Consider the following 20,350-nt stretch of genomic DNA (forward strand, 5'->3'; position numbering starts at 1 on the left):
CAATGGACGGCAATCCACCACTCACCGGACACGAACCCCCAACTCAACGCGTGCGGAGGAACTCCAGCTGGGCGCGCACGGAGAGTTCGGCGGCGGGCCAGAGGACGGGGTCGACGTCGGTGTAGACGATCTCGACGACCCTGCGGGGGAGCTCGTCCGCGGCGATGCCCTCGGGAAGCGGTTCGCGGCGGAGCTGGTCCAACGCGTCGCGCACCTGCTCCAGACGCTCGTGTCGGTGGGCGATGTAGTGGTCGAGCGCCGGCAGGGCCTGCTCGATCACGGGGCCGTGACCGGGCCAGATCGTCGCGACCTCGTTCGCCTCCGCCAGCGCGTGCAGCCGATCGAGCGAGTCCAGATAGGCACCGAGCTGCCCGTCCGGGTGGGCGACCACGGTCGTGCCCCGACCGAGCACGGTGTCCCCGGTGAGGACGGCGCCGTCGGCCGGCACCAGGAACGACAGCGAGTCGGCGGTGTGTCCGGGGGTGCCGACCACGCGGATCTCGAGACCGTCGACCTCGACCACGTCGCCGTCCCCGAGGCCCTCCTCACCCAGTCGGTACGCCGGGTCCAGCGCCCGCACTCCGCATCCCATCCGCTCGGCGAACCCACGGGCGGCCTCGGAGTGGTCGAGGTGGTGGTGGGTCAGCAACACCGCCGCCACGTCGCCCGCGACCGCGGCGACCGCGTCGAGGTGGCCGGGGTCGGGTGGACCGGGGTCGATCACCACCGATCGGCGGCCACCCGGCTCGCGCAGCACCCAGGTGTTGGTGCCGTCGAGCGTCATGATGTTGGCGTTGGGGGCGAGCACACACTGCGCACGCTCCCCGAACGGCCCGCCCGACCAGGTCATCGCGGTCTTTCCGCCAGCAGCGGGTCGACCCGCGCGGGTCGGGAGAGCAGGAACTCCTCACCTGACGAGATCACCTCGGGCATGAACATCTCGACGCGGTGATCGGCCGCGGCTGCGACGACCGCCGCAGGGTCGGCGTACGGCGTCAGCTCCAGGCAGGTGAGGTACGTCGGCGGCAGCATCATCAGCGCCGAGGCCTCCACCTGCTCGACCGCCTCGATCGCGGGGAGCCACTCCACCGACGACGACTCGGTCGACACGTCCCGGGTGCGCTGCCCCTCCGGCAGCTGAGCGACGAAGAACCAGGTCCGGTAGCGCCGCGGCTCGAAGATCGGCGTCAACCACCCCGACCATGCGCCGAGCAGGTCGGTGCGAAGCACCAGCCGACGCCTGTCCAGGAACTCGGTCAATGCGAGCTCGCGCTTCTCCAGTGCCTGCCGGTCGGCCTCCCAGTCCGCGCCCGTGGTGTCGGCGACGACCGACTCGGCCGACTCCCCGGCGAGCAGAACTCCGGACTCCTCGAAGGTCTCCCGGACCGCGGCACAGACCAACGCACGTGCGGTCGCGTCATCGACCCCCAGCCGCTCCGCCCACTCCGCCGGGGAGGGGCCGCCCCAGGCCACGGTGTGGTCGAAGTCACGCTTGTCGACGCCACCGCCGGGGAACACGCACATCCCGCCGGCGAAGGCCATCGAGGTCTGCCGCCGGAGCAGATAGACCTCAGGCCCCCGCTCGCCGGCGCGCATGAGTACGACGGTGGCGGCGTTGCGCGGCTCCGCGGGCGTCATCTCGCCACTCTCGAACGCGCGAGCCTGGTCGACCAGGCGCTGCGGGATCGGGAGCTTCACACCTCGACCAACAGCTCGACCTCGACGGGCGCGTCGAGCGGGAGCACCGGGACACCCACCGCGGAGCGTGCATGGAGGCCTGCGTCGCCGAATACCTTCCCGAGCAGCTCGGACACGCCGTTGGCGACCTGCGGCTGGCCGGTGAAGTCGGGGGTGGACGCGACGAACGCCACCACCTTGACCACCCGCTTGACGCGGGCGAGCTCGCCGATCTCGGCCCGGATCGCGGCCAGGGCGTTCAACCCGCACTGCCGGGCGCACTCCTGGGCCTGCTCGGGGGTGACCGCCCCGCCGACCTTGCCGGTGGCCAGCAGCTGACCGTCGCGCATGGGCAGCTGACCGGAGGTGAAGACGTGGCTGCCGCTGCGCACTGCTGGGACGTACGCCGCCACCGGCGCCGCCACCTGCGGGATCTCGAGGCCGAGCTCCGCCAGCCGCTCCTCGGGAGTCATCAGCCCTGCACCGGACGCTTGAAGTATGCGACCAGGTTCTCCGGATTCATCCCCGGGACGACCTGGATCAGTTCCCAGCCGTCCGACCCGAAGTTGTCGAGGATCGCCTTGGTGTTGTGGACCAGTACGGGCGCCGTCAGGTATTCCCAGCGTGTGATCGGGCTCTGCGTCATGCTCGTCACCCTAGTCCCGCGTGGGTCCGCCTCCCCCGACCACCCGCTACGGTGCCGGCGTGACCGATCCGCGGCTGCCCGACCACGTGCTGCGGTACGCCGACCACGCGGACGGGGTGCTCGACGTACACCTCCCTCGGGCGACCACCACTCGTGACGTCTCGGCGCACCAGATGGGACGCCTCGGCGCGCCAGATGGGACGTCTCGGCGGCGGGACAAGGTGGTGATGCTGCTGCACGGGGGGTTCTGGAAGCAGGAGTGGGACCGCACCCACACCCGAAACCTCGCGCGGGCCCTGGCCGACGAGGGCCACGTGGTCGCGACCCCGGAGTACCGGCGGGTGGGCGGGGGCGGCGGCTGGCCCACGACCTGCGAGGACGTGGGTGACGCCCTGGCGGCGCTGCCCGACCTGCTGGGCACCCTCGGGGTGCAGCTCGGCCCGGTGGACGTGGTCGGGCACTCTGCCGGCGGACACCTGGCACTGTGGCTCGCGAGCGAGCCGGTTCACGCTGGACATGCGCCGCCCCGCCCGCACCCACGGATCGGCCACGTCGTGGCTCTCGCACCCGTCAGCGACCTCCGGGCGGCAGCCGCACGGCACCTCGGCGACGACGCGACCCAGCGGTTCATGGGCGGCCCTCCCGACGAGGTGGACTACGACCCCGCCGACCCGATGATCCGGCTGGCACGGCGACCGGACTGCGCGGTCACGGTGATCCACGGCAGCCTCGACGACGCGGTCCCGCTCGGGCTGAGCCGAGACCTGGTCACCGCCCACCCCTGGATCCGGCTCGTCCAGCCCCAGGTGGGCCACTACGAGCTGATCGACCCCGCAGGTGCGACGTACCCCACACTGCTGGAGGGACTCAAAGGTAGTTGAACAGGGAACAACTTCAGCAGTCGAGCAGTTGGAGAACACCATGAGTCGCCTTGCCGTGATCGTTGCCAGCACCCGCCCGGGCCGGGTGGCCCTCCCGGTCGCGGAGTGGTTCGTCGTCGCCGCCGAGGAGCACGGCGGATTCGAGGTCGACCTGGTCGACCTGGCAGAGGTCGACCTGCCGTTCCTCGACGAGCCCCACCACCCGCGGCTGCGGCAGTACACCCACCAGCACACCAAGGACTGGAGCGACCGCATCGCCGCCGCCGACGCCTTCGTCTTCGTCACCCCCGAGTACAACTTCGGGACCCCGGCGGTACTGAAGAACGCGCTGGACTACCTCTCGCACGAGTGGGCCCACAAGCCGGCCGCCTTCGTCTCGTACGGCGGCGTCTCGGCGGGCACGCGCGGCGTGCAGATGACCAAGCAGGTGGTCACCACCCTGAAGATGCCCGCGCTGGTCGAGGCCGTGGCCATCCCGTTCGTCGCCCAATTCATCGACGACGAGGGTCGGCTCCAGCCGAACGACACGATGACCGGCGCCGCGAAGGTGATGCTGGACGAGCTGGTCCGCCAGGAGCGCGCCCTCCGGCCGCTGCGCGAGACCGCATAGCGCCGCCCGGCGGGCGATCGCGGACGCGCCGTCGGCCGGCGCGACAGTGCTTGTAACTTGTCGGTCATGGTCCCCGATGTCCTCTGGCGCCCCCCTGCCGACCAGCACTGCCGGCTGACGAGCTTCCAAGACTGGCTCGCCGACAACGGGGGTCCGCGCTTCGACGACTACGAGGCGCTGTGGCGCTGGTCGACGACCGACCTCGACGCGTTCTGGCTCGCGGTATGGCGCTGGTTCGACCTTCCCGCCGACGGCGACCCCGCCCCGGCGCTGGCCGACGACTCGATGCCGGGCGCGGTCTGGTTCCCCGGGCTCCGGCTCAACTACGCCGAGGCGATGCTGCGGATGCCGGGCCGGGCCGAGGACGACCTCGTCGTGGTGGCGCGTTCCCAGGGACGTGACGAGGTCCGCCTCACGGCCGCTGCGCTGCGCGACCTGGTGGGCCGGGTGCGAGCCGGGCTCCTCCGAGCCGGCGTGGGCGAGGGCGACCGCGTCGCGGCGTACACGCCGAACATCCCCGAGACGCTGGCGCTGCTGCTCGCCACGGCCAGCCTCGGCGCGGTGTTCAGTTCCTGCGCCCCCGAGTTCGGCACCCAGAGCGTCACCGACCGCTGGCAGCAGATCGAGCCGAAGGTCGTCGTCGCCGTCGACGGATACCAGTACGGCGCCAAGCCGATCGACCGGCGCTCGGAGGTCGACATGCTGCGTCGGTCGCTGCCCAGCGTCGAGACGCTGGTCTGGCTGCCCTACCTGGACCCCGATGCCGCCGCCCCCGACGGCGCGATCACCTGGGCGGACCTCACCGCCGAGCGCGGACCGCTGGAGTTCGCGCGGGTGCCGTTCGCCCACCCGCTCTACGTCCTCTTCTCCTCCGGCACCACAGGACTCCCCAAGCCGATCGTGCACGGCCACGGGGGGATCACCGTCGAGCACCTGAAGTCACTGGCGCTGCAGACCGATCTCGGCCCGGAGGACACGTTCTTCTGGTTCTCCACCACCGGCTGGATGATGTGGAACTACCTCGTCTCCGGCCTCGGGGTCGGCGCCACGATCGTCCTGTTCGACGGCAACCCGGCCTGGTCCGCGAAGCACGGCGCCGACACCGGGATGCTGTGGCGCATGGCCGCCGAGACCGGTGTGACCTACTTCGGCACCAGCGCACCGTTCCTGCTGCAGTGCCGCAAGGACGGGATCGTGCCGCGCGAGATCGCCGACCTGTCGCGCCTTCGCGGCATCGGCTCGACCGGGGCCCCTCTGCCCGCGGAGGGCTTCCGCTGGGTCTACGACACGGTCGCCGGACCCGGCGACACCGCCCTGCAGCTCGGTTCGCTGTCCGGCGGCACCGACGTGTGCTCCGGATTCGTCGGGTCGGCGAGAACCCTTCCGGTGTGGTCCGGCGAGATCGCCTGCCGCTGCCTGGGCGCGGCCGTCGCGGCGTACGACGAGCAGAGGCAATCCGTGGTGGGCCGACTCGGTGAGCTGGTGATCGAGCGGCCGATGCCGTCGATGCCCGTGGGCTTCTGGGGCGACGCGGACGGGTCGCGCTACCGGGCGGCGTACTTCGAGGCCATCCCCGGCGTGTGGCGGCACGGCGACTGGATCACCATCACCGACCGCGGCAGCTGCACGATCACCGGGCGCAGCGACGCGACCCTCAACCGCGGCGGTGTCCGACTCGGCACCGCGGAGTTCTACACGGTCGTCGAGGCGCTGCCCGAGGTCGTCGACAGCCTGGTGGTCCACCTGGAGGACGACGAGGGCGGCGCCGGCACCCTGGTGCTGTTCGTCCAACTCGCCCCGGGCGTCGATCTGGACGACGGCCTGCGCCGAACCATCGCGACCGAGCTGCGCACCCGGTTGTCCCCGCGGCACGTGCCCGACCTCGTCCACGCTGTGTCCGTGCTGCCGCACACCCTCTCGGGCAAGCGCATCGAGGTGCCCGCCAAGCGGATCCTCCAGGGGACGCCGACCGACGAGGCCGTCGCCCGGGGCGCGCTCACCAGCCCCGAGGGTCTGGCGGAGCTTGAGGGGTTCCGGTCCCGGCTGGGTTGACCCGACTCGCCTGCCGTCCCGCTGTCGAGAAGTGACCCGGGTTGACCAGCGCCGGCGTCGATAGGCTTCCGCCCATGGCTGACTTCCCGGACGTGCTGCTGCACGTCGTCACCGGCAAGGGCGGCACCGGCAAGACCACGGTGGCGGCCAGCCTCGCGCTGGCGTTGGCCTCGCGTGGCCGGACGGTGCTGTTGTGCGAGGTGGAGGGCCGGCAGGGCATCGCCCAGCTGTTCGACGTGCCGCCGCTGCCCTACGAGGAGCGGTTGGTCGCTCGCGCCAGCGAGCACGGGCACGGTGACGTGTACGCGCTCGCGATCGACCCCGAGTCCGCGCTGCTGGAGTACCTCGCGATGTACTACCGCCTCGGGCGGGCCGGGAGGGCTCTCGACCGCTTCGGGGTCATCGAGTTCGCCACCACGATTGCGCCGGGGGTCCGCGACGTGCTGCTGACCGGGAAGGTCTACGAGGCGGCGCGCCGCAACTCGCGCAACAAGGGTGCGCGGTCGTACGACGCCATCGTGCTCGATGCCCCGCCCACCGGCCGGATCGCGCAGTTCCTCAACGTCAACAACGAGCTCGCCGGGCTGGCCAGGATGGGGCCGATCAAGTCCCAGGCCGACACCGTCACCACGCTGCTGCGCAGCAAGCAGACCGCGGTGCACCTGGTCACCGTGCTCGAGGAGATGCCGGTGCAGGAGACCGTGGACGGCATCGCCGAGCTGCGCGCGGCGAACCTCCCCGTCGGAGGTGTGGTGGTGAACATGATCCGGCCCCAGGACCTCGACGAGGAGGCGCGCAAGTCCCTGGTGGCCGGCACCGTCGACGGCGACACATTGACCAGCATCCTGCGCGGCGTGGGCGTGGACGCCGACACGGCGCTGGTGGGGACGCTTCTCGACGAGGGTCGCGCCCACGCCGAGCGGCGCGAGCTCGAGGACAGCCAGCGCGCTCTGATCGATGCACTCGACGTGCCGACCTACGAGCTGCCACGGCTGCCGGGCGGCGCCGACCTGGCCGGGCTCTACGACCTCGCCGCCGGCCTCTGCGAAGGCGGACTGGCGTGAGCGCGGCGCAGCGGTCCAGCAGCCGCAGTGGCGCCCGGGTCGGCCCGATGGTCAGCACCGGCGTCACCGCCGCACCGCTGGACCTCGACGCTCTCATCGACGACCCCGAACGACGGATCATCGTGTGCTGCGGAGCCGGCGGGGTCGGCAAGACCACCACGTCTGCGGCGATCGCGCTGCGGGCGGCCGAGCGTGGCCGCAAGGTCGTCGTACTCACCATCGACCCGGCCCGGCGGCTGGCGCAGTCGATGGGCATCGAGGCGCTGGACAACACCCCGCGGCCGGTGCCGGGCGTCTCGGACGACGGGGAGGGCGGCTCGCTCGACGCGATGATGCTCGACATGAAGCGCACCTTCGATGAGGTGGTCGAGAGCCAGGCCAGCCCGGAGAAGGCCCGGCAGATCCTCGAGAACCCCTTCTACGTCGCGGTCTCCAGCTCGTTCGCGGGCACCCAGGAGTACATGGCGATGGAGAAGCTCGGCCAGCTGCACAAGGACGCCCAGAGGTCCGGCCGCTGGGACCTGATCGTGGTCGACACCCCTCCGTCCCGGAACGCACTGGACTTCCTGGACGCCCCCGAGCGGCTGTCGAGCTTCCTGGACGGCCGGTTCATGCGCCTGCTGCTGGCGCCGGCGAAGGGCCCCGCCAAGCTGATGACCGCTGGCTTCGGGCTGGTCACCCGCGCGATCACGACGATCATCGGCGCACAGGTCCTCGGTGACATGCAGGCGTTCGTCTCGGCCTTCGACACCCTCTTCGGCGGGTTCCGGCAACGCGCACAGGCCACCTTCGAGCTGCTCCAGGCCAAGGGCACGGCGTTCCTGGTGGTGGCTGCACCCGAGCCGGACGCGCTGCGCGAGGCGGCCTACTTCATCGAGCGACTCAGCGCGGAGGACATGCCACTGGCCGGCCTGGTGCTCAACCGCGCCTCCACCGATCCGGGACCCGAGCTGTCCGAGGCGGCGGCCGAGGCCGCGGCGGAGCGGCTGCGGTCGGGAGCAGGCGACGCCGACGACGAGGACCGATCGCTGGCCGCGGGCCTGCTCCGGCTGCACGCCGACCGCAAGGTGATGGTTGCCCGGGAGCACCGGCTGCGTGAGCGCTTCGCCACCTCGCACCCCGACGTCGCGACCGCTGTCGTGCCGGCACTGTCCACCGACGTGCACGACCTGCACGGTCTGCGGGTCATCGGCGGACTGCTGTCCGGGACCGACTAAGGGGCGAGGTCAGGCGGGGACGGCTTCGCTACCGGACCCGGTAGCGCGCTCGTGCTCCTCCTTGGCGGTGCGCAGCAGCGCGGACCAGGAGGTCACCTGAGGACGCTTGCGCAGCACGGCGCGACGCTCCCGCTCGGTCAGGCCGCCCCAGACGCCCCACTCGATGCGGTTGTCCAGCGCCTCGGCGAGGCATTCTCCGCGCACCGGGCAGGCCGCGCAGACGACCTTGGCCTTGTGCTGCTCCGCGCCCCGGACGAACAGCTCGTCGGGCACCGACTTCTGGCACAACGCCGCGCTTGCCCAGTCCTCGTTCCAGCTCATGCGTGTGGACCTCCACGTCCCCCATATCGCCTCCGGACCCCTCACTGGTCCGGCGACCAACCCGATGAGAAACCTATGCGAGATGGCCGGTTCCGAAACAGACACAGCCGGGTGGTCCCGGAGTAGTCCTTTCGGACTACTCCGCCGTGCTCCGAAGGCGTCGCCGGGCCCGCCTAGACTGTCCGCCATGGCAGCCCGACGACCACCGCTCACGTTCGGCACGGTGGCCTCCCACCTGGGTGTGCTGATCGCCGTGTCGGCGGTGATGGGGGTGCTGGCCGCGGGCCTGGCCGTGCCGCTGGTCTCGGCGCTCGGGTACGGCGCGCACCAGATCGACACGTCCCTGCGCAACCTGCCCGAGGACCTCAAGGCCGAGCCGCTGGCCCAGCGCACCCGCGTGCTGGGCTCGAACGGCGGGCTGATCGCGACCTTCTACGACCAGAACAGGGTGAACGTCCCGCTGGACCAGGTCTCCAAGATCATGCAGCGCAGCATCGTCGGGGTGGAGGACTACCGCTTCTACCAGCACGGCGCGCTGGACCTCAAGGGCACCCTGCGGGCGTTCCTGAACAACCAGACCGGAGACGGCAGCACGCAGGGCGGTTCGTCGATCACCCAGCAGATGGCGAAGATGACCGCCCTCAATCAGGCGCAGACCCCCGCCGAGCGCCGGGCCGCGGTCGCGGACACCTACAAGCGCAAGATCCTCGAGCTGCGGCACGCCATCGCCTTCGAGCAGAACTACTCCAAGGACTGGATCCTCGACCGCTACCTCAACATCGCCTACTTCGGTGACGGCGCCTACGGCATCCAGGCCGCGGCCCGGCACTACTTCAGCGTGGATGCCAAGGACCTCAACGCCAAGCAGTCCGCGCTGCTGGCCGGGCTGGTGAAGAACCCCAGTGGGTACGCCCCGACCGAGTACCCGGCCCGGGCGAAGGCGCGCCGCCACGTCGTCCTGGATCGGCTCGCCCAACTCAAGATCATCTCGCAGCAGAAGGCCGACAAGATCGATGCCGGCGGCTTGGGGCTCAAGGTCAGCCCGACCCCGAACGGCTGTGTGAGCTCGAAGGCCCCCTTCTTCTGCGACTACGTGCGCCGGTACCTCCTCGACGACCCGTCGTTGGGCAAGACCGTCGACGACCGCAAGGAACTGCTCAACAGCGGCGGACTGACGATCAAGACCACGCTCCGGCTTCCTTTCGAGCGGGCCGCGCTGCGGGCCACCCACGACGCGGTCCGACCCACCGACCATGCCGTCGGTGCGCTGGCGATGGTGCAACCGGGCTCCGGCGACGTCCTGGCCATCTCGCAGTCCAAGCCGATGGGCCGGAGCAAGGCCAAGGGCGAGACCTTCCTCAACCACGTCGTGGACCAGAAGTACGGCGATGCCGCCGGCTTCCAGCCCGGCTCGACGTTCAAGCTCTTCGTGCTGTCGGCCGCCCTGACCCAGGGACTCGCCCCGCACGCCACGAGGTTCTTCGCGCCGGACCAGGCCCACATCCCGCAGAACGAGTTCCGCACCTGCAAGGGGCCCTACCCCAACGTCGCCACCTGGGACCCGCACAACTCGACACTGAGCCACACCACGATGGACATGTACGTCGGGATGCAGCAGTCGGTGAACACCTACTTCGCCCAGCTGGAGCGGCAGACCGGACTGTGCATGCCGGTGAAGCTGGCCAAGGCGATGGGGGTCCAGCTGCCGTCCAACGCCCAGGTGCCCTCGTTCACGCTCGGTGTCGCCGACGCGAACCCGCTGGAGATGGCGGCGGCGTACGCAACGATGCCCGCCCGCGGGAAGTACTGCTCGCCCCGGCCGGTCACCGAGATCCTCAACAGCTCCGGCCAGGTGTTCAAGAAGTATCCGACGCACTGCAAGCAGGTCGTCTCGCGTGAGGTCGCCGACCGGATCAACGACATCCTGCGCGGCGTGATGCTGCCCGGCGGCTTCGGTGTCGGCCTGGCGCTGGACAAGCCCTCGGCAGGCAAGACCGGTACGTCCCAGGACAACAAGGCGGTGTGGTTCAACGGCTACACCCCCGAGGTGTCGGCCTCATCCGTGGTCGCCGGCGTGAACGGCCAGGGCTTCCCAAGCACGCTCAACGGTGTCTCGCTCAACGGTCTGGTGCGTAGCACGGCCCACGGTTCCACGGTCGCCGGACCGATGTGGGCCGAGGCGATGCGGGCGATCCAGGATCGGATCCCGTACAAGAACTTCGAGCGGCCCAGCAACCCACCGCCGACGACCGGGCTGCCGCAGGTGCTCGGCTCGTCGGTGGCCTCGGCAGAGTCGACGATCCGGGCTGACGGCTTCCACCCGCAGCTGGCCGGCGAGCTCGACTCGCACTACCCGGCCGGTTCGGTGGCATTCATCAGCCGTGGCGTCGACGGCCGCACGGTCTACCTCTACACCTCGACGGGCCACGGCGGCCCCGCGCCGCCACCGCCGCCCACACCACACCACCATGCGCCGGCTCCGCATCCTGGTGGAGGCGGAGGCGGCGCAGCCCCCGCTGGCGGCGGTGGGCCCGGCCACGGTCATGGCCGTGGCCACGGTCACGGCCACTGACCGCTGCGGTCCGGTGTCCCTGCGCCCGGCGCGCGCCCGGCAGCTGTCGAGCTACTGCCCGAGCTGGCGTCGTACCTCGGCAGCGACCGCGCCCCCGTCGGCACGGCCCCTGACCTTGGGCTGCAGCGCGCCCATCACCCGGCCCATCGCCTTCATCCCGTCGTCGGCGACCCCGAGGTCGGCGATCGTCTCGGTGACAAGCGTGGCGACCTGGTCGGAATCGAGCTGCTCGGGGAGGTACTCGGTGATCACCGCGAGCTCCGCGCGCTCCTTGTCGGCCATCTCGGCACGACCACCCTCGTCGAAGGCCGTCGCGGCCTCACGGCGCTTCTTGGCCTCGGAGGTGAGCACGCCCAGGACGGCGTCATCGTCGAGCACGACGGCCTGCTTTCCGGCGACCTCGGCGTTGGTGATCGCCGACAGCACCATCCGCAACGTCCCCGACCGTACCTGGTCGCGGGCCTTCATCGCGGTGGTCAGATCTGCCCGCAGCTTGTCCTTGATCTCGCTCACCTGACCCATTGTGGCAGCCTTGGGGGATGCGGCCCTCCCGGTTTTTCCAGCGCACCGTCGCGATCGGGGCGCTGGGCGGCGCCGCGGCCCTAGCCTGGTCGGCCGGCTACGAGGTGCGTGCGTTCGCGCTGCGCCGGGTCGACGTCCCGGTGCTGCCCCCCGGCCAGCGTCCGCTGAAGGTCCTGCACGTCAGCGACCTGCACATGACCCCCGGTCAGGAGCGCAAGCAGCGCTGGCTGCGGTCGCTGGCCGCGCTCGAGCCGGACCTCGTCGTCGACACGGGTGACAACCTCGCCCACCCGCGGGTGATCCCCCGGCTGCTGTCCGCCTTCGGACCGCTGCTGGAGACACCGGGTGTCTTCGTGTTGGGGTCGAACGACTACTTTGCGCCGAGCCTGCGCAACCCGGTCCGCTACCTGCTGCCCGACGACGGTCACCGCAACACCGCCTCACCGCGCCTCCCGGTCGGCACCCTCCGCTCGGCGTTCACCCGAGCCGGCTGGCTGGACCTGAGCAACACCCGGGGGCGTCTGACGGTCGGCGACACCACGATCGCGTTCGCGGGCGTCGACGACCCCCATCTGGGTTACGACGACCTCGGCGCGGTCGCCGGACCGTCACCCGGCGACGTCGATCTGCGGATCGGGGTCACGCACGCGCCGTACCTGCGGGTGCTGGACCAGTTCGCCGCCGACGGCTACGACCTGACGCTCGCCGGGCACACCCACGGCGGCCAGGTCTGCCTGCCGATCAAGGGGGCGCTGGTCACCAACTGCGACCTCGACACCGCCCGCGCCAAGGGGCTGCATCGGCACCCGGCCGACTCACAGCCCGATGACGCGGGCAGCAACTGGCTGCACGTGTCCGCCGGAGCGGGGACCTCGCCGTATGCCCCGGTGCGCCTCTGCTGCCGCCCCGAGGCCACCCTGCTCACCCTCCTCCCCCGCCTTTCCCGCTGACCTCCCCACCCCGCTCGCCCTCCCCCTCCCCCTCCCCACCCCCCGTCCGTCCCCGCGAGTGGTCCCAAATTGCGCGCCGAGTGGTCGCCCATGCGGGGCGCGACCGGGCGGACCGGCTGCGGGCCGACGGCCCGATTCGGCGCACCGCATCGGCTCCGGTAGCATCTGACTCGCCTTCGGGCTGTGGCGCAGTTTGGTAGCGCGCTTCGTTCGGGACGAAGAGGCCGCAGGTTCAAATCCTGTCAGCCCGACCATGTGATGTCTCAGGACATCGGAGACACCCGGACCCACGGAGACGTGGGTCCGGGTGCATCTCGTTCCGGCCGGCAGAGCACACGACGCCGGTCCGAGCGTGGGCGACGAGCGGCCCGCGTGCAGCCGCGAGCTGATCACCGGTGTCGGCACCCGCGGGTGGACCCGCGGCTGGGTCCCACCGTCGTGGCAGACTTCCGCCATGGCCGACGCAACCGGGAACGAGGGACCCGAGAAGTCCGGGGACGAGCCGAACCTCGAGTTGCCGTCCCTGAGCCTCGGGTTGCGGCGCAGGAAGAAGAGGGACAAGGCCGCTCAGGACGCATCCGCAGAGGCTTCGGCGCCTTCGACGGCGCCGTCACCAGGGGCGCCGGCCCACCAGGCAACCACCGAGGAAGCACGGACGGTGCCCGCACCACCCACGGCGCGGCCCGCCCCTGCGCCGCCCTCGCCGGCCCGAAGTGCGGCACCCCCGCCGCCACCGGCCGCGAAGGTCTCCGTTCCGCCCGCGGCCAACGCGGACACACCCGCAGCCAAGGAAGGGGCACCCCCTCCGCCACCCGCGCTGAGGACCGCAGCTTCCCACGAGAGTGCACCGGCCGCTCCGCCCCCGCCTCCGCCCGCGAAGAAGGCAGCGCCTGCGCCGCAGAAGGCGACTGCCGCGCCCCCGCCTCCGCCTGTCAAGAAGGCCGCCTCGCCCCCGCGGCGGCGCCAAGCGGTGCCCGCGCCTGAGCCGACACCCCCCGCCGCGTCCCCGGTCCCCGACCCCGAGGCCCCGGCGCCGCCCACCGAGGCAGCAGCCCCCATCCCGGTCGAGATCGCTCGACCGACCGGGGCCGCACCCGCCCAGGTGCCGGATGCAGCCGTGCCCGGCGGATCCGCGAAGCCCGGCACGGCGCCCAAGCCACCCAAGGCAGCCAAACCGCCCAAGGCAGCAAAGACACCCAAACCCCCCAAGACAGCAAAGGCACCGAAGCCACCCCGGGAGCCCCGGGAGCCGATCGTGCTGCCAGCGCTGTCAGGCCGCATCGCCGCCCCCATTACCGGGGTCATCTGCGGACTCCTGACGGTGCTGCTGGCCTGGCTCGCCGCCCAGGGCTGCGAGGCGGTTCGCGGTGTCGGTACCTGCGGCGGCTTCGGCCTGTTCGCCCTGATCGCCATCCTCGGCATCGAGGTGCTGGTCGGCGCGTTCCTGCTGCGCGGGTGGCAGATCGAGGAGCCGCTGAGCACCAGCTTCCTCGGCGTTGGCGTCGTCGCCGTGATCGCGATGCTGTTCTTCCTCGACAGCATCGGCTCGGTCTGGATGGTGCTGGTGATCCCGTTGCTGACCGCTGCCGCGTTCCTACTGTCCTGGTGGGTCACTGCCACCTTCGTCGAGGAGTCCGACGGCTGAGCCGGCGAGTCAGCGAGCAGCGAGCAACTCGGCGATCTGCACGGTGTTGAGCGCGGCGCCCTTGCGCAGGTTGTCGTTGCTGACGAACAACGCCAGCCCGCGGTTGCCGGGTACGCCGGGATCCTGCCGGATCCGCCCGACGTACGACGGGTCGCGGCCGGCAGCCTGCAGGGGTGTCGGGATCTCCGCGAGCTCGACACCGGGAGCGTCGGCGAGGATCTCGCGGGCCCGCTCGGGAGTCATCTCGGCGCCGAACTCGGCATTGAGCGCGAGCGAATGGCCGGTGAACACGGGCACCCGCACGCAGATGCCCGAGACCAGCAGGTCGGGAAGGCCGAGGATCTTGCGCGACTCGTTGCGCAGCTTCTTCTCCTCGTCGGTCTCGTTCATCCCGTCGTCCACGAGGGAGCCGGCGAAGGGCACCACGTCGTAGGCGATCGTGCGTTCGTACTTGACCGGGTCCGGGAAGGCGATCGCGCTGCCGTCGTAGGCCAGCTCTCGGGCCTTGTCACCGGCTGCCGCGACCTGGGAGGCGAGCTCCTCCACGCCGGCGACGCCGGAGCCCGACACCGCCTGGTAGGTCGACGCGATCAGCCGGACCAGGCCGGCGGCGTCGTGCAACGGCTTGAGCACCGGCATAGCCGCCATCGTGGTGCAGTTGGGGTTCGCCACGATGCCCTTGCCGATGTCGGCCAGCGCCTCCGGGTTGACCTCGCTGACCACCAGCGGCACGTCAGGGTCCATCCGGAACGCCGACGAGTTGTCCACGACCGTCACGCCTGCCGCAGCGAAACGCGGCGCCTGGGCACGGGACGTGCTGGCGCCGGCCGAGAAGAGTGCGATGTCGAGCCCCGCGGGATCGGCCGTCGCGGCATCCTCGACGGTGACCTCCCGGTCGCCGTACGACAACACCGTGCCGGCGGAGCGAGCCGAGGCGAAGAAGCGGATCTCGTCCGCGGGGAAGCTGCGCTCGAGCAGGATCTGGCGCATTGCCACGCCTACTTGGCCGGTCGCGCCGACCACTCCGATGCTCACCACAGCTAGCGTCCTGTCCCGCCGTACACGACGGCCTCGACATCGGTGGCGTCGAGGTCGAACGCGGTGTGCGTCGCCGCCACGGCGCCGTCGACCTGCGACTCGTCGACGACCACGGAGATCCGGATCTCGGAGGTGGAGATCATCTCGATGTTGACCCCGGCCGCGGCAAGGCAGTTGAAGAACTTCGCGGTGACGCCCGGGTGGGAGCGCATCCCGGCCCCGATCAGCGACACCTTGCCGATCCGGTCGTCGTAGAGCAGGGACTCGTAGCCGACCTCGTCCTTGAGCTCCTGGAGGGCCTGCATCGCCACCTGGCCGTCGGTGACCGGCAGGGTGAAGGAGATGTCGGTGAGGTTGGTGGCCGCCGCCGAGACGTTCTGCACGATCATGTCCAGGTTGATCTGCGCCTGGGCCAGCGCGTCGAAGATCCGGGCGGCCTCGCCGACCTTGTCCGGCACACCGACCACGGTGATCTTGGCCTCGCTGCGGTCGTGGGCGACCCCGGCGATGATCGGTGCTTCCATTCCTGCCTCCTCGGCACGATCGGACTCGTCGTTGATGCTCCCGCTCACCACGGTGCCGTCGAGCTGGCTGAACGACGAGCGGACATGGATCGGGATGTCGTAGTTGCGGGCGTACTCGACGCAGCGCAGGTGCAGGATCTTGGCTCCGCACGCCGCCAGCTCGAGCATCTCCTCGTAGGTGACCCGATCGAGCTTGCGGGCGGTGGGGACGATCCGGGGGTCGGCGGTGAAGACGCCGTCGACGTCGGTGTAGATCTCGCAGACGTCGGCGTCGAGCGCTGCGGCAAGCGCCACGGCCGTCGTGTCGGTGCCACCCCGGCCAAGCGTGGTGATCTCCTTGGTGTCCTGACTGACGCCCTGGAACCCAGCGACGATCACGATGTGGCCGTCGTCCAGCGCCGTGCGGATCCGCCCCGGGGTGACGTCGATGATCTTGGCCTTCCCGTGCACCGAGTCGGTGATCACGCCGGCCTGCGAACCGGTGAAGGATCGAGCGGTGAAGCCGAGGTCGGAGATCGCCATCGCGACCAGCGCCATCGAGATCCGCTCACCTGCGGTGAGCAGCATGTCGAGCTCGCGTGCCGGCGGAAGCGGGCTGACCTCGGCGGCGAGGTCGAGGAGCTCGTCGGTGCTGTCGCCCATCGCGGAGACCGCGACGACGACGTCGCTGCCGGCGCGCTTTGCCTCGACGATGCGACGGGCGACGCGCTTCACCGCGGCGGCGTCGGCGAGTGAGGAACCGCCGTACTTCTGCACGACAATGCCCACGACAGAACCCCTGGAGATCGGCTGACTTACCGCCACGATCCTACCGGCGGCGAGGAAAGGACCTACTCGCTGTCCAAAGCCGCCTCCGCGGCCTCGATCTGATCGTCCTCGCCGACGAACTCGGTGTCGAGGCGGTCGTGCGCCACGATCGAGTGCAGCGCGCTCACCACGCCGCAGGCGTTGGTGCCCCAGGAGGCGAGGTAGGAGAACTGCCACCACCACAGCGCCTCGACGACGTTGCCTGTCCGGAAGTGCCGCAGCCCGTTGGCCAGGTCGGCGGCGATGCTGGCCAGGTCGTCGGAGAGCTGCGCGGGGAAGGTCTCGGGGTCGTAGGGCTCGAAGTTGTGGCTGTAGGTGTCGACCGTGCCGAGGGTCTCGGCGAGCCGGAGCCGCATCGCGTCGAGATCGGGGTCCGGCCCGACATCAGGCTGGTACTCCTGCTCGGGTCGGAAGTCGGTCTGCGCCCCCAGCCGGGCACCGGCCAGCAGGACCTGGCTGACCTCCAACAGCAGCAGGGGTACGGCGGTGCCGGCGTCCTCCTCCTGCGAGATGGCCTGCACGGCGAGCAGGAAGGACTCGATCGCGTCCGCGATCTGTTGTGCGAAGTCGTCAAGGTCCGGGGCCGGCAGGCCCTGCTCCGTCATCGCTCACTCACCGGCGTTCCGCCTTCCCGCGAATGCCCTCCCAAGGGTGACCTCGTCGGCGTACTCGAGGTCCCCGCCTACGGGTAGTCCACTGGCTAGTCTCGTCACGCGCAAGCCCATCGGCCGCAACATCCGGGTGAGATACGCCGCAGTGGCGTCGCCTTCGATGTTCGGATCCATCGCGAGGATGATCTCGGTGACCTCGCCGTTCTCCAGCCGTTGGATGAGTTCGCGGATCCGGAGCTGCTCTGGACCGATGCCCTCGAGCGGCGAGATGGCGCCGCCCAGGACGTGGTAGCGGCCCCGGAACTCCTTGGTGCGCTCGATCGCCTGGACGTCCTTGGACTCCTCGACGACGCAGATCTGGCTGGGGTCCCGCCGCGGGTCACGACAGATCCGACACTGCTCCTCCTCGGAGACGTTGCCGCACACCGCACAGAACCGTGCCTTCTGCTTGACCTCCACCAGCACCTCGGCGAGCCGGCGTACGTCGGCGCTGTCGGCCGCGAGCAGGTGGAAGGCGATCCGCTGGGCGCCCTTGGGTCCGATCCCGGGGAGCCGACCGAGCTCGTCGATCAGGTCCTGGACGACTCCCTCATACAACGGGACCGCCCAGCGCACCGCCCGGACCGCCCAGGCCACCGGTCAGCGGGCCGAGCGTGTCGCTGGCCATCGCGTCGGCCTTGCCCTTGGCGTCCCGGAACGCGGCCACGACGAGGTCGCCGAGGTCAGTCAGGGAGTCCTCGTCGCCGGGCACACTGCCGGGCGCGAACTCAACGTTCGTCAGCTCGCCCGTGCCGGTCAGGGTGACGGTCACGCCGCCCGAGCTGCCCGTGACGGTCCGCGACCCGAGCTGGGCCTGGGCGTCGAGGAGCTGCTGCTGCATCTGCTGGGCCTGCTCCAGCATCGCTCCGAGATCGAAGCCGCCCTCACCGAAGGGGTTCTGTGTCATGGCGTCCACTTTCCGTTTTGGGGGTCACTGGTCGTGGCTGATCTCTTCGATCACCGTCGCCCCGAGCTCACGCTCGAGGAGGCTCTGCCCGTCGAGGCCATTGTCCTCGACATCGGGGTCGTCGGGGTCGGCGGCAGCATCGGGATCGGCAGCCGCACGCCCGGCGGACGCCTGGTCGGGGCGAGCCGTGCCGCGCGGGGTCACGGCCGCCTTGGCGGCCATGGCAGGGCTGGCGGGACTGTGGGGCACTGGTCCGGAAGAGGACGCACCTGCACTGGTCGAGGTGGCCCACTCAGGGGGGCTGTCGGGCCGCGCAGCGGATGCTTGGGCCGGTGAGTCGGGAGGTCCGGTCGGCTCCTGGGTCGGCTGCTGGACGGGTCGGCCCTGCTGCGCGGGCGGCTGCGCCGCAACCGCCGGACGGGTCACCTGGACGCCCTCGTGAGAGCTCGGGTCGGCGGACGGGTCGACGATCGCCTCGACCGTCCAGTCGGCGCCGATCACCTCCACCGCCGCCTGCCGCAGCACCTCATCACTGCCTCCGCCGAGGAACGACTCCCTGGCCCCTGCGCTCTTCAGCCCGATCGTCAGCACGTCGCCGTCGAGCCCGAGCACCTGGGCGTTCTGGCTGAGCAGGATCCAGGTGAACCGTCTCTTCTGCTTGACCTTCTCCAGCAGATCCGGCCAGATCCGGCGTACGTCGGCCAGGCCGAGGGCACCGCCTGCCGCCTGCTCGCCCGCCGCGGGTCGGGACGGAGCGGGCGCTCGCTCGCTCGCCGGTGGGGGTGCGGTCGCGGCAACCGCCCTGGGCTGATCCGCTGCGGCGGGCAGCTGCTCATCCTGACCGGGCGACCGCTCGGACCCCGTATCGGCTCCTGCGGACGTGGGCGCAGCGGAGGGCGCCGGTGGGGGCACGGACGCGGCGCTACCACGGCCGGCGTCTGCCGAGGGGGCTGGAGGGACCGGCGGCGGCTCGGTGTCCCGACCCGGCGGTGCAGCGGACGGCCCGCCGTGAACCGACGTGGCGCCGGGCGCCGGACCGACCGGTGCCCCCTCGACAGCCGCGCCGCCGGACCCGCCGGCCACACCGATGCGACGCTCAAGCCGGTCCATCCGGGCGGCGAGGCCTATCGCGTCGAGGTCGGCGGCAGGGAGCAGCACCCGGGCGCAGATCAGCTCGAGCAGCAGCCGTGGGGTGGTCGCGCCACGCATCTCGGTGAGTCCAGCCGCCACCGTGTCGGCTGCACGCACCAGATCGGCCTTGCCGAACCTCGCTGCCTGGGCGACCAGCCGCTCGGCGGAGTCCTCGGGCACGTCGATCAGGCCGGTGGCCGGTGCGTCTGGAACTGCCGCCACGATGACCAGGTCGCGCAGCCGACGCAGCACGTCCTCGGTGAAGCGCCGCGGGTCCTGCCCGGTCTCGATCACCTTGTCGACCACCCGGAAGACGGTGCCCCCGTCGGCCGCGGCGAAGCCGTCGACCACCTCGTCGAGCAGGTTGTCCGGGGTGTAGCCGAGGAGCCGGGTGGCCACCTCGTAGGTGACCCCGTCGGGGCCGGCGCCACCGAGCAGCTGGTCGAGCACCGACAGCGAGTCGCGGGCCGACCCGGCACCGGCGCGGACCACGAGCGGGAGCGCGGCCTGGTCGATCGGCACGCCCTCGCGGGCGCACAGCTCGGCCAGGTAGTCCGAGAGCAGCCGGGGCGGGATCAGCCGGAAGGGGTAGTGGTGCGTCCGCGACCGGATGGTCGCGATGACCTTCTCCGGCTCCGTGGTGGCGAAGATGAACTTCAGGTGCTCCGGAGGCTCCTCGACGAGCTTCAGCAGGGCGTTGAAGCCCTGCGAGCTGACCATGTGGGCCTCGTCGATGATGTAGACCTTGTAGCGGCTCGACACCGGCGCGAAGAACGCGCGCTCCCGTAGGTCACGGGCGTCGTCGACACCGCCGTGGCTCGCCGCGTCGATCTCGATGACGTCGATGGAGCCCGGCCCGCCTCGGGCCAGGTCGCGGCAGGAGCGGCACTCGCCGCAGGGGTCCGCGACCGGCGCCTTCTCGCAGTTCAGCGCCCGCGCCAGGATCCGGGCACTCGTCGTCTTCCCGCAGCCTCGGGGTCCGGAGAAGAGGTAGGCGTGGTTGACCCGGTTGTTGGCCAACGCCTGTCGCAGCGGCTCCGTGACATGGTCCTGCCCGATGACCTCCGCGAACGTCTCAGGCCGGTAGCGGCGATACAGGGCGAGGTTGGACTCCACGCCGCGAGCCTAACTGTCTG

Annotated in this window: 20 protein-coding genes and 1 tRNA gene; 9 read left to right on the forward strand and 12 right to left on the reverse strand. The window is 71.0% G+C overall.

The features are described 5' to 3' along the window. Window positions 1-43: 43 nt before the first annotated feature. The 4 genes from Q9R13_RS12690 to Q9R13_RS12705 are packed head-to-tail and all read right to left on the reverse strand — an operon-like array spanning window position 44 to window position 2,323. A complete protein-coding gene (locus tag Q9R13_RS12690; protein WP_310961545.1) occupies window positions 44-850 on the reverse strand; it encodes an MBL fold metallo-hydrolase in 807 nt (268 codons plus the stop codon). Continuing rightward, a complete protein-coding gene (locus Q9R13_RS12695; protein WP_310961546.1) occupies window positions 847-1,698 on the reverse strand; it encodes an NUDIX hydrolase in 852 nt (283 codons plus the stop codon). The genes Q9R13_RS12690 and Q9R13_RS12695 overlap by 4 nt, the downstream gene beginning before the upstream one ends. Further along, window positions 1,695-2,153, reverse strand: a complete 459-nt coding sequence (locus Q9R13_RS12700; protein WP_310965085.1) for a RidA family protein — start codon at window positions 2,151-2,153, stop codon at window positions 1,695-1,697. Before Q9R13_RS12700 ends, Q9R13_RS12695 begins: the two co-directional genes overlap by 4 nt. Beyond that, complete coding sequence (locus Q9R13_RS12705; protein WP_310965145.1) at window positions 2,150-2,323, reverse strand: DUF4177 domain-containing protein; 174 nt, start codon at window positions 2,321-2,323, stop codon at window positions 2,150-2,152. The genes Q9R13_RS12700 and Q9R13_RS12705 overlap by 4 nt, the downstream gene beginning before the upstream one ends. A 59-nt stretch (window positions 2,324-2,382) precedes the next feature. Here Q9R13_RS12705 and Q9R13_RS12710 point away from each other — a divergent pair, with 59 nt between their 5' ends. The 5 genes from Q9R13_RS12710 (at window position 2,383) to Q9R13_RS12730 (ending at window position 8,147) form a co-directional block, all read left to right on the forward strand. After that, complete coding sequence (locus Q9R13_RS12710) at window positions 2,383-3,204, forward strand: alpha/beta hydrolase family protein (RefSeq protein WP_310961547.1); 822 nt, start codon at window positions 2,383-2,385, stop codon at window positions 3,202-3,204. Between the two features lie 40 nt (window positions 3,205-3,244). Further along, window positions 3,245-3,814, forward strand: coding sequence for an NADPH-dependent FMN reductase (locus Q9R13_RS12715; RefSeq protein WP_310961548.1), 570 nt, complete (start codon window positions 3,245-3,247; stop codon window positions 3,812-3,814). 66 nt (window positions 3,815-3,880) lie between these two features. Continuing rightward, a complete protein-coding gene (locus Q9R13_RS12720) occupies window positions 3,881-5,866 on the forward strand; it encodes an acetoacetate--CoA ligase (protein WP_310961549.1) in 1,986 nt (661 codons plus the stop codon). 74 nt (window positions 5,867-5,940) lie between these two features. After that, window positions 5,941-6,930 carry an ArsA-related P-loop ATPase gene (locus Q9R13_RS12725; protein WP_310961550.1) on the forward strand — a complete coding sequence of 330 codons (990 nt, stop codon included), beginning with the start codon at window positions 5,941-5,943 and terminating at the stop codon, window positions 6,928-6,930. A gap of 47 nt (window positions 6,931-6,977) precedes the next feature. Next, window positions 6,978-8,147: an ArsA family ATPase gene (locus tag Q9R13_RS12730; RefSeq protein WP_310965086.1), complete on the forward strand. Its 1,170-nt coding sequence runs from the start codon at window positions 6,978-6,980 to the stop codon at window positions 8,145-8,147. Window positions 8,148-8,156: 9 nt separating this feature from the next. Here the strand turns inward: Q9R13_RS12730 and Q9R13_RS12735 are convergent, their stop codons facing one another. Next, complete coding sequence (locus Q9R13_RS12735) at window positions 8,157-8,468, reverse strand: WhiB family transcriptional regulator (RefSeq protein ID WP_310961551.1); 312 nt, start codon at window positions 8,466-8,468, stop codon at window positions 8,157-8,159. Window positions 8,469-8,655: 187 nt separating this feature from the next. Here Q9R13_RS12735 and Q9R13_RS12740 point away from each other — a divergent pair, with 187 nt between their 5' ends. Beyond that, window positions 8,656-11,040 (forward strand): transglycosylase domain-containing protein, encoded by a 2,385-nt coding sequence (locus Q9R13_RS12740; RefSeq protein ID WP_310961552.1) that lies wholly within the window; start codon window positions 8,656-8,658, stop codon window positions 11,038-11,040. Between the two features lie 51 nt (window positions 11,041-11,091). On the opposite strand, the gene Q9R13_RS12745 is transcribed toward Q9R13_RS12740, so the two are convergent. Continuing rightward, window positions 11,092-11,562, reverse strand: coding sequence for a GatB/YqeY domain-containing protein (locus tag Q9R13_RS12745; protein ID WP_310961553.1), 471 nt, complete (start codon window positions 11,560-11,562; stop codon window positions 11,092-11,094). Window positions 11,563-11,579: 17 nt separating this feature from the next. On the opposite strand from Q9R13_RS12745, the gene Q9R13_RS12750 reads away from it, so the two are divergent. From Q9R13_RS12750 to Q9R13_RS12760, 3 genes are all read left to right on the forward strand, one after another. Further along, entirely contained in the window at window positions 11,580-12,512 is a 933-nt protein-coding gene (locus Q9R13_RS12750; protein ID WP_310961554.1) for a metallophosphoesterase, read from the forward strand. Window positions 12,513-12,689: 177 nt separating this feature from the next. Beyond that, window positions 12,690-12,766, forward strand: a tRNA-Pro gene (locus Q9R13_RS12755). Window positions 12,767-13,767: 1,001 nt separating this feature from the next. After that, window positions 13,768-14,157 carry a hypothetical protein gene (locus Q9R13_RS12760; RefSeq protein ID WP_310961555.1) on the forward strand — a complete coding sequence of 130 codons (390 nt, stop codon included), beginning with the start codon at window positions 13,768-13,770 and terminating at the stop codon, window positions 14,155-14,157. Between the two features lie 9 nt (window positions 14,158-14,166). Here Q9R13_RS12760 and Q9R13_RS12765 read toward each other — a convergent pair whose 3' ends face one another. The 6 genes from Q9R13_RS12765 to Q9R13_RS12790 form a co-directional block, all read right to left on the reverse strand. Beyond that, complete coding sequence (locus tag Q9R13_RS12765) at window positions 14,167-15,192, reverse strand: aspartate-semialdehyde dehydrogenase (RefSeq protein ID WP_310961556.1); 1,026 nt, start codon at window positions 15,190-15,192, stop codon at window positions 14,167-14,169. A gap of 5 nt (window positions 15,193-15,197) precedes the next feature. Beyond that, the gene (locus Q9R13_RS12770; RefSeq protein ID WP_310961557.1) at window positions 15,198-16,487 is read right to left on the reverse strand and encodes an aspartate kinase; all 1,290 of its coding nucleotides are present in this window, start codon (window positions 16,485-16,487) and stop codon (window positions 15,198-15,200) included. 62 nt (window positions 16,488-16,549) lie between these two features. Then, window positions 16,550-17,131, reverse strand: a complete 582-nt coding sequence (locus tag Q9R13_RS12775) for a DUF5063 domain-containing protein (protein WP_310961558.1) — start codon at window positions 17,129-17,131, stop codon at window positions 16,550-16,552. 3 nt (window positions 17,132-17,134) lie between these two features. After that, complete coding sequence (gene recR / locus Q9R13_RS12780; RefSeq protein ID WP_310961559.1) at window positions 17,135-17,734, reverse strand: recombination mediator RecR; 600 nt, start codon at window positions 17,732-17,734, stop codon at window positions 17,135-17,137. After that, window positions 17,727-18,083: a YbaB/EbfC family nucleoid-associated protein gene (locus tag Q9R13_RS12785; RefSeq protein ID WP_310961560.1), complete on the reverse strand. Its 357-nt coding sequence runs from the start codon at window positions 18,081-18,083 to the stop codon at window positions 17,727-17,729. Before Q9R13_RS12785 ends, recR begins: the two co-directional genes overlap by 8 nt. A 24-nt stretch (window positions 18,084-18,107) precedes the next feature. Beyond that, the gene (locus Q9R13_RS12790) at window positions 18,108-20,330 is read right to left on the reverse strand and encodes a DNA polymerase III subunit gamma and tau (RefSeq protein ID WP_310961561.1); all 2,223 of its coding nucleotides are present in this window, start codon (window positions 20,328-20,330) and stop codon (window positions 18,108-18,110) included. Window positions 20,331-20,350: the final 20 nt, after the last annotated feature.

The sequence above is a fragment of the Nocardioides marmorisolisilvae genome (assembly GCF_031656915.1).
Taxonomy (GTDB): Bacteria; Actinomycetota; Actinomycetes; order Propionibacteriales; family Nocardioidaceae; genus Marmoricola; species Marmoricola terrisoli.

What these genes read in the sequence shown, in the direction of transcription:
- Q9R13_RS12690 (WP_310961545.1), bottom strand. Translation starts at nt 850, where the DNA reads ATGACCTGGTCGGGCGGGCCGTTCGGGGAGCGTGCGCAGTGTGTGCTC.
- Q9R13_RS12705 (WP_310965145.1), bottom strand. Translation starts at nt 2,323, where the DNA reads ATGACGCAGAGCCCGATCACACGCTGGGAATACCTGACGGCGCCCGTA.
- Q9R13_RS12715 (WP_310961548.1), top strand. Translation starts at nt 3,245, where the DNA reads ATGAGTCGCCTTGCCGTGATCGTTGCCAGCACCCGCCCGGGCCGGGTG.
- Q9R13_RS12720 (WP_310961549.1), top strand. Translation starts at nt 3,881, where the DNA reads ATGGTCCCCGATGTCCTCTGGCGCCCCCCTGCCGACCAGCACTGCCGG.
- Q9R13_RS12725 (WP_310961550.1), top strand. Translation starts at nt 5,941, where the DNA reads ATGGCTGACTTCCCGGACGTGCTGCTGCACGTCGTCACCGGCAAGGGC.
- Q9R13_RS12730 (WP_310965086.1), top strand. Translation starts at nt 6,978, where the DNA reads ATGGTCAGCACCGGCGTCACCGCCGCACCGCTGGACCTCGACGCTCTC.
- Q9R13_RS12735 (WP_310961551.1), bottom strand. Translation starts at nt 8,468, where the DNA reads ATGAGCTGGAACGAGGACTGGGCAAGCGCGGCGTTGTGCCAGAAGTCG.
- Q9R13_RS12740 (WP_310961552.1), top strand. Translation starts at nt 8,656, where the DNA reads ATGGCAGCCCGACGACCACCGCTCACGTTCGGCACGGTGGCCTCCCAC.
- Q9R13_RS12745 (WP_310961553.1), bottom strand. Translation starts at nt 11,562, where the DNA reads ATGGGTCAGGTGAGCGAGATCAAGGACAAGCTGCGGGCAGATCTGACC.
- Q9R13_RS12750 (WP_310961554.1), top strand. Translation starts at nt 11,580, where the DNA reads ATGCGGCCCTCCCGGTTTTTCCAGCGCACCGTCGCGATCGGGGCGCTG.
- Q9R13_RS12775 (WP_310961558.1), bottom strand. Translation starts at nt 17,131, where the DNA reads ATGACGGAGCAGGGCCTGCCGGCCCCGGACCTTGACGACTTCGCACAA.
- Q9R13_RS12785 (WP_310961560.1), bottom strand. Translation starts at nt 18,083, where the DNA reads ATGACACAGAACCCCTTCGGTGAGGGCGGCTTCGATCTCGGAGCGATG.